We start from the raw sequence: 15680 nt of genomic DNA, 5'->3' as shown, positions 1-15680 counted from the left end.
CCAAAAGAAAACAATTTCCTTATTTTGACTATTGAACTCAACATATTTTTCATCAAATACCTTGATAGACTTGACAAATGGTAGAAAAAGAGCTGGAAATCCAACTCTTTTCGTCGTAAGTTTTTACTTTTCAGTCAATGCTGCAAGACCTGGAAGGACTTTACCTTCAAGGAGTTCCATAGATGCACCACCACCTGTTGAAATCCATGAGAACTTGTCTGCACGGCCAAGGTTGATAGCTGCTGCTGCTGAGTCACCACCACCGATGATTGATTTCACGCCTGGTTGCTTCACGATAGCATCCATTACACCGATTGTCCCCGCTTGGAAGTCTGGGTTTTCAAATACACCCATAGGTCCGTTCCAAACAACTGTTTTCGCACCAGTCAAGGCTTCGTCAAACTTAGCAATTGACTTAGGACCGATGTCAAGACCAAGGAAGCCTTCTGAAACTGCTTCGCCTTCTGTGTCGCGAACTTCAGTGTAACCAGCAAATGCGTTAGCTTCTTTTGAGTCAACTGGCAAGATCAATTTACCGTTAGCTTTTTCAAGAAGTGCTTTTGCCACATCAAGCTTGTCTTCTTCTACAAGTGAGTTACCGATTTCAATACCTTGAGCTTTGTAGAATGTGTAAGTCATACCACCACCGATAAGAACTTTGTCAGCTTTTTCAAGAAGGTTCTCGATAACACCGATCTTATCAGATACTTTTGAACCACCAAGAATTGCCACGAATGGACGTTCTGGAGTTTCAACAGCTTCTTGGATGTAAGCAATTTCGTTTTCCAAAAGGAAACCAGCTACAGCTTTTTCTACGTTTGCTGAGATACCAACGTTTGATGCGTGTGCACGGTGTGCAGTACCAAATGCGTCGTTAACGAAGATACCATCACCAAGTGAAGCCCAGTATTTACCGAGTTCTTCGTCGTTTTTAGATTCTTTCTTACCATCAACATCTTCGAAACGAGTGTTTTCAACAAGGAGAACTTGTCCATCTTCCAAAGCATTGATAGCTGCTTCCAATTCAGCACCACGAGTAGCGCCAGCAATGAAAGCAACCTCCTGACCCAATTTAGCTGCCAAATCAGCTGCTACAGGAGCCAATGATTTACCTTCTTTATCAGCTTCTTCCTTCACACGACCAAGGTGAGAGAAAAGAATTGCACGTCCACCTTGCTCAAGAATATACTTGATAGTTGGAAGAGCTGCTGTAATACGGTTATCGTTAGTGATAACGCCATCTTTCAAAGGCACGTTGAAGTCCACACGGACAAGAACTTTTTTGCCTTTCAATTCTACATCTTTAACAGTCAATTTTGCCATTAGATAAGAACTCCTTAATTTAAATTTACCCTACCATTGTACCATATTTTCTGTATTTTTTCTCTCATAAAGATAGTTTTTTCACAAATCTACAAAAAGAACGAATAATAAAAAAAGAGGCCGAAGCCTCTTGGTTAGCAGTTCCGTCCTCCTCATCCTAAAACTCTTGTCCTGCTCCACCTTAGATAGCGACTACTGCTTTTCAAATACAATCATCTTCCCTGAAAAATCGACCTCTAAATCTCCATTTTCTAATTTTTCATAGGTCCCTGAAATCGATTTGCTCTCTGAAAGATCGATATCTATCTCTTGCCCCTGCAAATCTACACTGCCAGTAATGTCACTATCCACAATACCTATACTAGCCTCGCCTGTAATGGTTTCACCATCGATTTCAAAGTCGAGCTCGAAACCATAGGCATTGGCAATGTAACGTCCATCTACATTATTAATAGTTTCTACAACAACTTCCTCAGCCTTACTGCAAGCAACCAAGAAAAGGGTTCCCAAAACCAATACTGTAGCCGATAAATACTTTTTCATAATTATTTCTCCTTTAAATAAGTTTCTAAACAACGTTTTATATCTTCGAGAATATCTAAGTGTAACTCCTTATATCTCATAACATCCTCTTCTTCTAGATCACCTCTATGAATAGAAAGGTAGTGATCCGATAGTTGCAAACAATACTTGCGAAACCTGAGTATCTGTTCTGTCTTATAGTCAGACAGGAGAGCCTCTGATTTTTGAACAAGCAACTCTACCAATTCTTCAACAATATACGGATTGCTTTCAAAAATATCCTGCAAAGGCATTGAACCTGAATAGGTAATAAGTGTCTTGAGCATGTCCAAATAAAGCATATTCTTTTGAGAACGACTTTCCTGCATCCGTAATTGATTTAATTGTTTATCAAATACCTCCGGACCTTCCTCATATAGAATATAATCATTCCAGCCCTCAATTAGCTCTAATTTTTCTTCCATCACTTCTATAGAAGAATTAAAACTGTCAATGATTTCCAGAAAAGATACTTCTTTCTCAAAACTTTTTGCTTTTAGATACTGATAAAGACTTCCTACAATGGTCAGACCTCCAATAATCGTGACAATATCTGATGCTATTGATAACATATGTTTCCTAAAACCTCCCATTCTCCTTCAGGAGCCCAAATTCGTCAAAACCAGTATCCTCAGACCAGCCGAAAACATTTATGGTCGTAAAATATCCCTTATTCTCAATACCAAACGAAACATCAAACTCCACTCCGTACTTCTTCTTGATATGAGCCAATTCCTCATCCGTTAATGCTCGACCGTTTTCTTTGATATAAGTCTCCAACTCTGTATCTGTCGGATCAGTAACTTTATTATTAGCAATCTGCCACAGCCCCTTAGCTGTTTTCCGAATACTCGAGCCATACATTTGTAAAAAGTCGGATAAGGTGACTTCCTCTATCAAGACTTCCTCAATTGCCCATTTCTCAATCGGTTGTTCCCAAATGTCATAAACATCTTTGGATTTTGTGAATTCAGATTTTGGAGTATAACTTGTCTTAAAGGGACCATCTCTAAAACTATGTGCATGATAATGGGAATAGCTAACCAGTTTCTCCTTGTCAAACAGTAAAAAATTAGGAGTAAACACTGCATTTGTTTCATCAATCGTCAACACATCTTGCGGAACATATTCATTATGGCGGAAAACTGCTTCTCTCCGAAGCTTCTGGAACATGGATTTTAAAAGATCAACTTTACCATCACTATCTATATATAAGCCATTTGATAATATCTCTAGCCCCGCCAGCGTATCATCATCTATAGTATCTTTATACCGATAAAATCGAACATAACCATGCTCCTCTACAAGAATACCTATTTCTAATCCAACCGTTTCTTCCTGCTTATAGCGAAGCTCTCCATTCTTATCCAAATATGTTTCAGTAAATCGCTCCCCCTTACTAATTATTTCATAGGTACCGTCAGGATTAACTCTTACTTGAACTTCATGCCCATTCTCAAGCCCTGTATAAACACCTACTAAATTAGCAATGTTTCTCGGTAGTCGATAGGACTTACCATCTTCTAATACTACTGAACTAGTATCAATCTTTAAGGGAGCATTTTTCACTTCCTCACTGATACGTGGAGTTAACCGATAATTTTCATATCGTGAATAAGCAAATGATAGGCAAGCCAACACCGCAACAAGTAAGAAAACAAAGCGAATGAACTTAGGGGGTAGGTTTAGAAATTTTTTCATAACTTTCTCCATGTTACTCTTAGATTAAGTATTGACTGGTAAGTCAATACTTGTTATGCATAGTATAACAAGCTTTTTTGCACAAAACATAGTTATATGTGTTCTTTGTGTAAAAAAAAAAGAGGCCGAAGCCTCTTTGATTTTCACTAAGGATTATTTAGCGATTTTTGCGAAGTACTCAAGAGTACGAACAAGTTGTGCAGTGTAAGACATTTCGTTGTCGTACCATGAAACAACTTTAACCAATTGCTCACCATCAACGTCAAGAACTTTAGTTTGAGTTGCATCGAACAATGAACCGAATGAGATACCTACGATATCTGAAGAAACGATTTGATCTTCAGTGTAACCGTATGATTCAGTAGCAGCAGCTTTCATAGCAGCGTTTACTTCTTCAGCAGTAACTTTCTTGTTAAGAGTTGCAACCAATTCAGTTACAGAACCTGTTGGAACTGGAACACGTTGTGCAGCACCGTCAAGTTTACCGTTCAATTCTGGGATTACCAAGCCGATAGCTTTAGCAGCACCAGTTGAGTTAGGAACGATGTTCGCAGCAGCAGCACGAGCACGACGAAGGTCACCACCACGGTGTGGTCCGTCAAGAACCATTTGGTCACCAGTGTAACCGTGGATTGTAGTCATCAAACCTTTTTGAACGCCAAATGCATCGTGAAGAGCTTTAGCCATTGGTGCCAAACAGTTTGTAGTACATGAAGCACCTGAGATAACTGTTTCAGTACCATCAAGGATATCGTGGTTAGTGTTGAAAACGATAGTCTTAACATCGTTACCACCAGGAGCAGTGATAACAACTTTCTTAGCACCATTTTCGTGGATATGTTGCTCAGCAGCAGTTTTTGAAGTGAAGAAACCAGTTGCTTCAAGAACGATTTCTACGCCGTCAGCAGCCCAGTCAATTTTTCCTGGCTCACGCTCAGCAGAAACTTTAACGAATTTACCGTTAACTTCGAAACCACCGTCTTTAACTTCAACAGTACCGTCGAAACGACCTTGAGTTGTGTCGTATTTCAACAAGTGTGCAAGCATTACTGGGTCTGTAAGGTCGTTGATACGAGTAACTTCAACACCTTCTACGTTTTGGATACGACGGAAAGCAAGACGACCGATACGTCCGAAACCGTTAATACCAACTTTAACTACCATGAATGATTTCCTCCTTATGAAAATCGAGTTCTTTATTTTAAAAGGCAAGCCTTTTAATCCTTTTGTGAAAATATTAACTTGTAAGCCTACAAGCATCTTTTCAACGTTTTTATTATATAACTTATTCAATAAAAAAGCAAGAATTTCATATAGTTTCATTGTTAATATTGTCGGAACTGCATGGAATTTCTGAAAACTTACTGATGCAATTGGATAAAACCTATAAAATTTGATACAATCATAAGTAATGTTTTAGAAAGTTATTACTCCTATGCCGACAAAATACTCAAAAATCCGCCAGAAACACTTATCCAAAAGAAAACATCGGTCTAAATTTCAAAAATCCATCCTCAGCATTCTCACTCCTTTATTCAGTTTAGGATTATGGTATGTATTAAATACAATCAGCATATCCATCCAGCCAGTCATCTCTACTATTTTTCCTAGTCATGTGCAAATGAACTATAGCCTATTTTTCGCTTTTCTTTACAGTAGTTTAGTCCTTGCGCTCACACTTACCTTGTGGTTCTGGTGGAAAATACTCTTTAACGAAAAATTTACTTGGTGGAAGCCCTCTTCTCTCCTTTTCATCTTCCTTCCAGTTGTGCCGGTCTTCTTATTAGCCCGATATGAAGCCTCCTTTCATACCCCAAAAGCGCCACTTATTATTTCTCATCGCGCTTTAAACGACCACCACGCTATTGAAAATACCGTTGAAGCACTGCAATTAGCAAGTAAGAGCCAGCCAGACTACATCGAAATCGACCTTTGGGAAACAGCTGACCTAGATTTTATTGCTTTTCACGATGCAAGTTTAATCAATTGGGCTGGTGTAGACTATCGTCCCCATGATTTAACTTTAGCAAACTTAACAGAAACCACTATAACAGATGCGGCTGGCTATTCTGCCAAAATTGCAAGTTTTGACCAAATTCTAATTGAAGCTAGGGCACAAAATCAAAAACTCTTAATTGATTTTAAAACTTCTGCACTAGATAGTTCCCAAATGGTAGACAATTTTATGAAGAAATACCAAGCAAGCTTTGAAGAGGAGGGGCATCAGCTTCAGTCTGCTGACCCTCATTTCATAAACGCTATTCTAAAGTATGCTCCAAAATTTGAAACCTACTTATTGATGAGTGCACCTCCGGAAATTGAATTACCTAACCTGACTGGCTATAGTGTTCCCTTGGATCAACTCACTGATGATTTACTCAATTATATTCGCAAATCGGGAAAATCTTTCTACGTATGGACTGTCAATACTCCTGAAGGAGTACAACAAGCAGACACCATAGAAGTAGATGGTATCATCACCGACTACCCAACTCGTACACAAACAGTATTATCCAGCCTTTCACAAGCCAAAAAATACACAAAACTGTATCAAGAACAATTACAATACTTTAAAATATTCCCCATCCAAGAACAATGATTTTATATCTAATAGGGACGGGAAAACGTCTACTTGATTATTTGCTTTCCACTTGGTTTGTCCGACTTCCACTTGCCACAGTTCAGCCCTAGACTGTTGGAGGTGATTTTTAGTGAACTACAACATCTTCTCAGCCACCAGTTTAACTGGTGGTTTTCATTTTGTTCTTGACGAAAGAGAGATAGAAGGTATGAAAAAAGCCCGCTCTTTCGAGCAGGCTTGGGCAAGCAATTAAGCGTTGCCGCCGTTTTTCTTGATGATTTCATCTTGTACAGATTTTGGTACATCTTCGTAGTGGTCAAATACCATCATGAAAGTACCGCGACCTTGTGTTGCTGAACGAAGAACAGTTGCGTAACCGAACATTTCAGCAAGTGGCACATAAGCACGAACGATTTGTGTGTTACCACGAGCTTCCATACCGTCAACGCGACCACGACGTGCAGTAACGTGACCCATAACGTCACCAAGGTTATCTTCTGGTGCAGTAATTGTTACAAGCATCATTGGCTCAAGGATAGTTGGTTGAGCTGATTTAGCAGCTTCCTTAAGGGCAAGAGATGCTGCCACTTTGAAGGCTGTTTCTGATGAGTCGACATCGTGGTATGAACCATCGTAAAGCTTAGCTTTAACGTCAACGATTGGGTAACCAGCAAGAACACCGTTAGCCATAGATTCTACGAGACCTTTTTCAACCGCTGGGATGAATTCACGTGGAACCACACCACCGACGATAGCGTTCTCGAACTCGAAACCTTTTCCTTCTTCGTTTGGTGTGAATTCGATCCAAACGTCACCGAATTGACCTTTACCACCAGACTGGCGTTTGAAGAAACCACGAGCTTGTGTAGAAGCGCGGAATGTTTCACGGTATGATACTTGAGGAGCACCTACGTTTGCTTCAACCTTGAATTCACGACGCATACGGTCAACAAGGACATCCAAGTGCAACTCACCCATACCAGAGATAACTGTTTCACCAGTTTCAACGTTTGTTTCAACGCGGAATGTTGGATCTTCTTCAGCCAATTTAGAAAGGGCAATACCCATCTTATCTTGGTCAGCTTTAGACTTAGGCTCAACCATCAATTGGATAACTGGTTCTGGAACGTGGATTGACTCAAGGATTACTTTTGCTTTTTCATCTGTCAATGAGTCACCAGTTGTAGTATCTTTCAAACCAACCGCAGCGGCGATGTCACCTGCGTAAACAGTTTCAATTTCTTGACGGCTGTTTGCGTGCATTTGAAGGATACGTCCGATACGCTCACGTTTACCTTTAGAAGTGTTCATTACGTATGAACCGCTGTTAAGGACACCTGAGTAGACACGGAAGAATGTCAAACGGCCTACGAATGGGTCAGTCATGATCTTGAAGGCAAGAGCTGCAAATGGCTCTTCATCAGAAGCATGACGCTCTTCTTCAGCATCTGTATCTGGGTTGATACCTTTGATAGCTGGGATATCAATTGGGCTTGGAAGGTAGTCGATAACCGCATCAAGCATCAATTGAACACCTTTGTTCTTGAAGGCAGATCCACACAATACTGGGAAGAATTCAACATTGATAGTCGCTTTACGGATAGCAGCTTTCAATTCTTCGTTTGTGATTTCTTCACCTTCAAGGTATTTCATCATCAATTCTTCATCAGTTTCAGCAACTGCTTCAACCAATTTTTCACGGTATTCTTGAGCTTGGTCAAGGTATTCAGCTGGAATATCCTCTTCAAGAATATCTGTACCAAGGTCGTTAGTATAGATTTCAGCTTTCATCTTGATCAAGTCGATGATACCACGGAACTCATCTTCAGAACCGATTGGCAATTGGATTGGGTGAGCATTTGCTTGAAGACGCTCATGAAGTGTGCTTACTGAGTAAAGGAAGTCAGCACCGATTTTATCCATTTTGTTAGCGAATACGATACGTGGAACACCGTATTCAGTTGCTTGACGCCATACTGTTTCAGTTTGTGGCTCAACACCTGATTGTGAGTCAAGAACGGTTACCGCACCATCAAGAACGCGAAGTGAACGTTGTACTTCGATTGTGAAGTCCACGTGTCCTGGTGTGTCGATGATGTTTACACGGTGGTCGTTCCATTGAGCTGTTGTCGCAGCAGATGTGATAGTGATACCACGCTCTTGCTCTTGCTCCATCCAGTCCATTTGTGATGCACCTTCGTGAGTTTCACCGATTTTGTGGATTTTACCAGTGTAGTAAAGAATACGCTCAGTTGTCGTTGTTTTACCCGCGTCAACGTGCGCCATGATACCGATATTACGAGTTTTTTCTAATGAAAATTCGCGTGCCATGAGGTTTGTTCTCCTATATTTTTAGATTTCTATTCTGATTATACCATATTTTAAGAAAAGCGAGTGGGCAAGTCCCACCCGCTTGATTTCTTACTAATGGTGTGAAGTGGATGAGGCAAGCCTCAATCCGATTTGTGATGGTTGAACGATAAGTTGCTACCATAATCTCAATTGATTTATGTAGAACTGACTTAATGTCCTCCCATCCTAATTGAACTCGGACTACAACTCACTGACAATAAGAGACGCAGTTGTTTTGGCTTTAGCCAATTACAAATGGGGCTACCTTTAGGTGAGAACCTCATTGATTGCACAACAATCTGCTTCGCTTCTCTATTTTGTCTTGGAGTTGCTTGACGCCCTCGTATCTTAATCTTAGTTGAATTTTAGCTACAAATGTCTGCCAAAAAGATAAAATCTCCTAGAAACTGAAGTTTCTGCGTCAATTTTCCTATTTTGTCTAGCATTTGTTTAACGCTAAAATATCCTATCTTACCAGCGGAAGTGTGCGAATGCGCGGTTTGCTTCTGCCATTTTGTGGGTGTCTTCACGTTTCTTAACAGCTGCACCCGTGTTGTTTGCTGCGTCCATGATTTCTTTCGCAAGGCGATCGATCATAGTGTGCTCACCACGGTTACGAGCGATTGTTACCAACCAACGAAGACCAAGTGTTGTACGACGCTCTGGACGAACTTCAACTGGGACTTGGTAGTTAGAACCACCGACACGACGTGCACGTACTTCAAGTACAGGCATGATGTTTTCCATTGCTGTTTCAAATACTTCAAGTGCATCGTTACCAGTTGCTTCTTTGATTTGATCAAAAGCACCGTAAACGATTGATGCAGCAGTACCACGTTTACCGTCCAACATAACACGGTTAATCAAACGAGTTACCAATTTTGAGTTATACAATGGATCTGGCAATACTTCGCGCTTAGGCGCTTGATTTTTACGACTCATTTATATTTCCCCCTTCTTAGCCTTTTGGACGTTTAGTACCGTATTTAGAACGGCCTTGCTTACGATCGTTAACACCTGCAGTATCAAGCGCACCACGAACGATATGGTAACGTACCCCTGGAAGGTCCTTTACACGTCCACCACGAAGAAGAACAACGCTGTGCTCTTGCAAGTTGTGACCGATACCTGGGATGTAAGCAGTAACTTCGATAAGGTTGCTCAAACGTACACGAGCAAATTTACGAAGGGCTGAGTTAGGTTTTTTAGGTGTCATTGTTCCGACACGAGTTGCAACACCGCGTTTTTGTGGTGATGAAACGTTTGTTTGAACTTTTTTACGGCTGTTGTAACCAACGTTCAAAGCTGGTGATTTAGATTTTTCTACTTTAGACTTACGTGGTTTACGTACCAACTGGTTAATTGTAGGCATCTACATTCTCCTGTATATATTTTTTATTTTTGGTGATAAGGCATTGGTGACAACCCCTATCTGTGTGTACTTTTGCAACAATTGTCAGCACGTCCCTGTACACTCTTGAGAGACCAAAAGTAAAAAGTACCGTCTAATATAATACCACAGCTAGAAGACCTTGTCAAATAGATATGTTTGAAATTTTCAAGAAAAACACAGCCAAGCAGCTGTGTCATTTTGCTATTTCTTAGTAGCCCATACCCATTCCATCCATACCTTGTGGCATAGCTGGAGCGGCTGGTTCTGGCTTATTGGCAACGACTGCTTCTGTCGTCAAAATCAAGCTAGCTACAGAAGCTGCATTTTGAAGAGCAGAACGAGTAACTTTAACAGGGTCAATGATACCTGCGTCCATCATGTTGACCCATTCGCCTGTCGCAGCGTTAAAGCCTGTTCCAAGCTCAGAATTCTTCAATTTATCAATGATAACTGAACCTTCATAGCCTGCGTTATAGGCAATCTGACGTACTGGCTCTTCCAAAGCACGCAGGACAATATTGCGTCCAGTTTCATCATCGCCTGTCAACTCCAATTTCGCTACGCTATCGATAACATTGACAAGGGCTGTACCACCACCGGCAACGATTCCTTCTTCAACTGCGGCACGTGTTGCGTTGAGGGCATCTTCGATACGGAGTTTCATTTCTTTCAACTCAGTCTCAGTAGCGGCACCGACTTTGATAACAGCAACACCGCCAGACAATTTTGCCAAACGCTCTTGTAATTTTTCACGGTCAAATTCTGAAGTTGTCACCTCAATTTGTGATTTGATTACGGCCACACGGTTGGCAATGGCTTCTGGATTGCCCGCGCCTTCAACAATGGTTGTACCATCCTTGTCGACCACAACCTTAGCCGCTTGACCAAGCGCTTCAATAGTCGCATCTTTGAGTTCCAGTCCCAGGTCTTCTGTAATAACTGTACCACCTGTCAAGATTGCAATGTCTTCCAACATGGCCTTACGACGGTCGCCAAAGCCTGGCGCCTTAACAGCAACAACGTTGAATGTACCACGAATCTTGTTAAGAACAAGGGTAGGAAGTGCTTCACCATCCACATCGTCAGCAATAATCAAGAGTGGGCGACTAGTTTGAAGAATACTTTCCAATAATGGCAAAATATCTTGGATGTGAGAAATCTTCTTATCTGTAATCAAGATAAATGGATTTTCAAGTTCTGCCACCATTTTCTCGTTATCTGTTACCATGTATTGTGACAGATAACCACGGTCGAACTGCATACCTTCAACGACATCCAGCTCAGTTTCCATACCGCGAGATTCCTCAATAGTGATAACACCATCTGTACCCACGCGCTCCATTGCTTCTGAAATGTACTCACCAACTTTTTCAGAGCGCGAAGACACAGCCGCAACTTGAGCAATTTCAGCTTTATTGGATACTGGACTTGCCTGAGCTTTCAAGGCTTCAACCGCAGTCGCAACCGCGGCTTCAATCCCGCGACGAATTCCGATTGGGTTGGCACCTGCAGTTACGTTTTTCAATCCTTCACGAACAATAGCTTGAGTCAAAACAGTGGCAGTTGTTGTACCGTCACCAGCGATGTCATTGGTTTTTGACGCTACTTCGGATACCAGCTTAGCACCCATATTTTCAAAATGGTCTTCCAATTCAATTTCTTTAGCAATAGTCACACCGTCGTTGGTAATGAGTGGTGAGCCGTAGGCTTTTTCCAAAACGACATTGCGACCTTTCGGCCCCAAGGTTACTTTGACAGTATCCGCCAAAATATCGACACCACGGACCATGCTTTCACGTGCATCTGCTGCAAATTTGATTTCTTTTGCCATTTTTCTACCTCTATTCTACGATTGCCAAAATGTCTGCTTCACGGATAATGTGAACGTTCTGATCACCGTCTTTGACTTCTACACCAGCATGCGCATCAATCAATACTGTATCGCCCACTGCAACCGCAGGGGCAACCAAGTCACCATTCAAGGTGCGAATCCCTTGACCAACTGCAAGGATACTTGCTTCTTTTGTCTTTTCTTGGCTTGCCCCCGCAAGGACAAAGCCACCAACTGTTTGTTCTTTTTCTTTAATTTTTACGACGATACGATCGCCCAACGGTTTCAACATGGTATTACCTCCTGGTCTTTTTAGCACTCTTTACCTCCGAGTGCTAATTCACATTTCCTATTGTATCACTTGGTCAAAAATAGTCAAGAAAATTCTATTCCTTTTCGTGAAAATCCTTCTTAAGTATGAGGTAGAATTTACCTATTCATTATTGGTAAACTATGTTATACTATTTTTAAAAAGTTTGGAGGTATTCATGAAATTTTTTAGAGAGCTAAAAACAGATTACCTTGAAAGTCGATTTTCCGTTCACGAAAGTTTTGCTGAATGGTTTTTAAAACGTAAATTGGGCTTTTGGGGCAAAATCATTTTCGCCTATCTACTCTGGCTAGTCTGGTTGCTTCTCTTTTCCCACCCTCATTACATCATATTTTTCTTCTACGGAGTTCTCCTACTTTCTCTAATTATCATGCTGATAGAATGGTGGAAATTTAGAAAATAACCACAAAAAACACCAACTTTCGTCGGTGTTTTTAAGGAGATATGAAAAATATTTAGGATTGACTATAGTATAGCCTACTTTTTCTCATTCTCCATCAGTCTTAGGACCGATATTGCTTTAAAACGGTAATTCCTCCTCTTCCAGAACCAAGTCAGCTAGGTCATCGCCTGTGTTATTTTCACGCATGGCACGTTGGGCACGGCTTTCGAGCAACTGGAAGGATTGTCCTAAGATTTCCGTCACATAGTGGTTGCTGCCGTCTTTTTCGTATTTTCGCGTTCGCAACTCACCGTCAATAGAAATCAGACTACCCTTGCTACCATAGGAGACAAGTGTTTCCGCCAGTTTGCCCCAGAAAATAACATTAAGAAAATCTGCTTCACGCTCACCATTTTCAGTCTTAAATCGGCGATTGACTGCGACTGTTACACGAGTCAAATTTTTGCCAGTTGGTGTTTGAGTGAGTTCAGGTTGGGCCGTCAAGCGACCGATTAAAATAACTTTATTATACATTTTATATCCTCCTACTTATTTATTCGTAGGAAAATGCAAAAAAAGTGGGAAAACCCACTTTTTTAATTATTTTTTCTGCGACGATCTACAAATAATACAAGTCCACCAAGAGCTAGTCCAATATAGGCCAACTGGCTAGTAGTAGAGCCTGTATTTGGTAGAGTAGCTGTCTTACTAGTTACTTGCGTTTTCCCTGCAGGTGCTTGAGCAACCGGTGGCAATGGAGTTGCCTTATAATCTACGACTTGTCCTGATTCATTATAGACAGGAACTGGCTGGTTACCCTCTGTAACAATTTGACTCTGCTTGTCAGCAAGGTATTGTTCTAGGCTTAGGCTTGGTAAAGCTGGTGCCTGAGGAGCTGTAGCTGGCAAGGCGATGATTGTGCCGTCTTCCAAGACAGAAACCGTCTTATCTTCAGAAAGGACAAGCAAGCGAGCCAACACTTCTTTCGCCTCTAAATAATCATTCTGTGCTTCAGTATTGGCTTTGACAGCCGCATCATATACGAGTGTAGCATCTGCAACAGCTTGTTTAGCAGCTTGTACTCGATTTTCAATTGCATTAACCAATGCTGTCGCTGCAGTGAGTTTTTCAGTTGCATCTTGTTTTGTCGCCACTAGATTATTCAATTTAGTTTGCGTTTCACTTACTTTATTTTGAGCAGCTACTAGTTTAGCTTTAGCGTCAACCAATGATTGATTTGCTTTTTGAACTTGTTCAAGTTTAGCTTTAGCAACAGCCAATTCGCTAGCAGTTTTTAGTTGAGCACTTTTAGCAGTTTGTAGATTTGTTTGAGCAGTAGCAAGTTCATTTTTAGCATTTTGCAAAGCAACTTTACCATCACCTTTAGCTACAACTGTAGCAAGATTACTTTTAGCAGTTTGTAGGTTTGCTTGAGCTGTACTTAGTTCAGTTTGAGCTGTTTTAACATTGTTAGTCAAAGTAGCAATAGTGGTTTTAGCTGTAGATGTGTAATCAGTAAGAGCTTTTTGAGCAGCAGTAAATGCAGCATTTGGTTCGGTTGTAGTAACAGTTGTATAGTAAACAAATGTAGTTTGTGGCAAGAATTTCAAGCGTTGACCTTTGTAATACTGAACGGTTGAAGTAATACCATTAGTAGTAACAGTTTCATAAGTAACGTCTGTTTCGAAGCCATCAATGAACAACCATTCGTTTTTAGGTTCGTTACCAATAGATGCCGTATAAATAGCGAACCTATTATTAGCTGTAATCTTATAAGCAACACCTGTTCCCATATCTGTTTGTGTAAACAATAGGTTATTACGGTGGCCATACGCAGCTTTACCTGTAGTTGGATTAGAGTATTCTGAGAAATAACGATATACTAAGTGGTAAGCTAGAGCTTTATCTGACTGGATACCATTACTTGCTGAGGTGTTTTCAAAGAAACTTGTTGCTCCAACATTTTCCCAATCCTTCAGGCCATTACTTGTAAGGCTCGTTGCATGAGATACTTTACTATTAGCTAGCATTTCTTCAGCACGAGCTTGAGCAAATGCTTGAACTTCAGCAGAGTAAGTCATTTTTACAGAGATACCATTGATACGTCGCAATTCATTTACATATTCCAAGAAGTAATCTGCAATAGCTTTAGCATTAGGTTTATAAATATAATAACCTTTTTCATTATATTCAGCTTGTTGTTCTGGTGTAAGTACAATGTTTTCTACAGCTTGGCCATCAAAAATCATTTTTTCTTTAGCAAGATACATTTTTTGGAAATTAGATGGTGCAGCAACAGTTTCTGCTTTTTCCCAAACACCATTATGTTCAACGCTGGCATCAATATTTTCAGCTTTAACTAGTGATGTTTTAGTAATTGTTTCAGCACCGGCATCTGCTACAGTTTGTGTCAATTCAGCTGTTTTAGCGTCAACTTCAGCTTGTTTAGTATAAAGGGCCGTTTGAGCGTTGTTTAGAGCAGTAGTTTTAGCTTCGACAGTTGATTCAGCAGTTGTTACTGCATTTTGAGCATTCGTAAGATTAGAAGCAGCATTATTTACATCACTTTGTGCTTGTTCAACATTTTTTGTAGCTTCAGTTACTTGTTTAGTAGCTGCAGTTACATTAGTTGTAGCAACATCATTAGCAGCATTTGCTGTAAATTCAGCTTTTTCTGCTTCAGCAAGTGCTTGTTCAGCATTAGGGTTAGCTGCAATTTCAGTTTCTACAGTTTCAGTAGCTTCAGCGACAGTTTGATTAGTAGCTTCAAGTTCGGTTTGAGCTTGAGCGATAGCAGTTTCTGTCTCAGCAATTGTTTGTTCAGCTTGAGCAATAGTAGCATTATTTTCGTTTTGAGTTTTAGTTGCGCTATTAAGTTCAGTTTGAGCATTATTAAGTGTAGATTTTGCTTCATTTTGAGCAGTTTGTGTTTCAGCTGCAACTTGTCCAGTTTGTTCCACAAGAGCTTTTGCTTGTTCAACAGTAGACTTTTCAGAAGTTTCTACCACCACTTCTGGACTAGAAGATTCTACCAAAGGGGTAACTTCTTCTGCACTTACTTGAATGGCAGAGCTAGCAGTGGCAACTAGTGCAGCCGTGCTCAGTAGCAGTTTTCTATGTTTCATATTCCTTCTCCTATAAGACATTTGATAACATATAGTATCCCCGCTATTTTTGGGGCCCCCCCCCCCCGGGGTGGGGGGGGGGGGGGGGGGGTTGGGTTTT

The 15680-nt window shown here is 40.7% G+C and carries 15 protein-coding genes; 3 read left to right on the top strand and 12 right to left on the bottom strand.

Annotation, left to right across the window (positions count from 1 at the left end; genetic code table 11):
• Nucleotides 1-123: 123 nt before the first annotated feature.
• The 5 genes from RFK25_RS09810 to gap all read right to left on the bottom strand — a co-directional run bounded on the left by RFK25_RS09810 (nucleotide 124) and on the right by gap (nucleotide 4749).
• Entirely contained in the window at nucleotides 124-1323 is a 1200-nt protein-coding gene (locus RFK25_RS09810; RefSeq protein WP_002938510.1) for a phosphoglycerate kinase, read from the bottom strand.
• Nucleotides 1324-1515: 192 nt separating this feature from the next.
• Complete coding sequence (locus RFK25_RS09805) at nucleotides 1516-1866, bottom strand: hypothetical protein (protein WP_332413235.1); 351 nt, start codon at nucleotides 1864-1866, stop codon at nucleotides 1516-1518.
• Between the two features lie 2 nt (nucleotides 1867-1868).
• Entirely contained in the window at nucleotides 1869-2477 is a 609-nt protein-coding gene (locus tag RFK25_RS09800) for a hypothetical protein (RefSeq protein WP_332413234.1), read from the bottom strand.
• On the bottom strand, nucleotides 2464-3585 hold the full coding sequence (locus RFK25_RS09795) for a hypothetical protein (RefSeq protein ID WP_332413233.1): 1122 nt from the start codon (nucleotides 3583-3585) through the stop codon (nucleotides 2464-2466). The genes RFK25_RS09800 and RFK25_RS09795 overlap by 14 nt, the downstream gene beginning before the upstream one ends.
• Nucleotides 3586-3738: 153 nt before the next feature.
• Nucleotides 3739-4749 (bottom strand): type I glyceraldehyde-3-phosphate dehydrogenase, encoded by a 1011-nt coding sequence (gene gap / locus RFK25_RS09790; RefSeq protein WP_029176999.1) that lies wholly within the window; start codon nucleotides 4747-4749, stop codon nucleotides 3739-3741.
• A gap of 271 nt (nucleotides 4750-5020) precedes the next feature.
• Here gap and RFK25_RS09785 point away from each other — a divergent pair, with 271 nt between their 5' ends.
• Nucleotides 5021-6184, top strand: coding sequence for a glycerophosphodiester phosphodiesterase family protein (locus RFK25_RS09785; protein ID WP_332413232.1), 1164 nt, complete (start codon nucleotides 5021-5023; stop codon nucleotides 6182-6184).
• 112 nt (nucleotides 6185-6296) lie between these two features.
• The gene (locus RFK25_RS09780) at nucleotides 6297-6419 is read left to right on the top strand and encodes a hypothetical protein (RefSeq protein ID WP_332413231.1); all 123 of its coding nucleotides are present in this window, start codon (nucleotides 6297-6299) and stop codon (nucleotides 6417-6419) included.
• Here RFK25_RS09780 and fusA read toward each other — a convergent pair.
• The 5 genes from fusA to groES all read right to left on the bottom strand — a co-directional run bounded on the left by fusA (nucleotide 6416) and on the right by groES (nucleotide 12034).
• Complete coding sequence (gene fusA / locus RFK25_RS09775) at nucleotides 6416-8497, bottom strand: elongation factor G (RefSeq protein ID WP_332413229.1); 2082 nt, start codon at nucleotides 8495-8497, stop codon at nucleotides 6416-6418. The genes RFK25_RS09780 and fusA overlap by 4 nt on opposite strands.
• Nucleotides 8498-8989: 492 nt before the next feature.
• Entirely contained in the window at nucleotides 8990-9460 is a 471-nt protein-coding gene (gene rpsG / locus RFK25_RS09770; protein ID WP_002940031.1) for a 30S ribosomal protein S7, read from the bottom strand.
• 16 nt (nucleotides 9461-9476) lie between these two features.
• Entirely contained in the window at nucleotides 9477-9890 is a 414-nt protein-coding gene (gene rpsL, locus RFK25_RS09765) for a 30S ribosomal protein S12 (RefSeq protein ID WP_002940030.1), read from the bottom strand.
• A 229-nt stretch (nucleotides 9891-10119) separates the two neighbouring features.
• Complete coding sequence (gene groL / locus RFK25_RS09760; RefSeq protein WP_332413227.1) at nucleotides 10120-11742, bottom strand: chaperonin GroEL; 1623 nt, start codon at nucleotides 11740-11742, stop codon at nucleotides 10120-10122.
• Between the two features lie 10 nt (nucleotides 11743-11752).
• The gene (groES, locus tag RFK25_RS09755; RefSeq protein WP_332413225.1) at nucleotides 11753-12034 is read right to left on the bottom strand and encodes a co-chaperone GroES; all 282 of its coding nucleotides are present in this window, start codon (nucleotides 12032-12034) and stop codon (nucleotides 11753-11755) included.
• A 196-nt stretch (nucleotides 12035-12230) separates the two neighbouring features.
• Between groES and RFK25_RS09750 the strand changes: the two genes are divergently transcribed.
• The gene (locus RFK25_RS09750) at nucleotides 12231-12476 is read left to right on the top strand and encodes a hypothetical protein (protein WP_332413223.1); all 246 of its coding nucleotides are present in this window, start codon (nucleotides 12231-12233) and stop codon (nucleotides 12474-12476) included.
• 117 nt (nucleotides 12477-12593) lie between these two features.
• Here RFK25_RS09750 and RFK25_RS09745 read toward each other — a convergent pair whose 3' ends face one another.
• Nucleotides 12594-12989: a single-stranded DNA-binding protein gene (locus tag RFK25_RS09745; RefSeq protein ID WP_014637328.1), complete on the bottom strand. Its 396-nt coding sequence runs from the start codon at nucleotides 12987-12989 to the stop codon at nucleotides 12594-12596.
• A gap of 62 nt (nucleotides 12990-13051) precedes the next feature.
• Nucleotides 13052-15580, bottom strand: coding sequence for an LPXTG cell wall anchor domain-containing protein (locus RFK25_RS09740; protein WP_332413222.1), 2529 nt, complete (start codon nucleotides 15578-15580; stop codon nucleotides 13052-13054).
• Nucleotides 15581-15680 lie beyond the last annotated feature (100 nt).

The sequence above is a fragment of the Streptococcus sp. SS-4456 genome, from assembly GCF_036680365.1.
In the GTDB taxonomy this organism is placed as follows: domain Bacteria; phylum Bacillota; class Bacilli; order Lactobacillales; family Streptococcaceae; genus Streptococcus.
The sequence above is the reverse complement of the archived record's forward strand: the minus strand, read 5'-3'. Positions and strand labels throughout refer to the sequence as shown.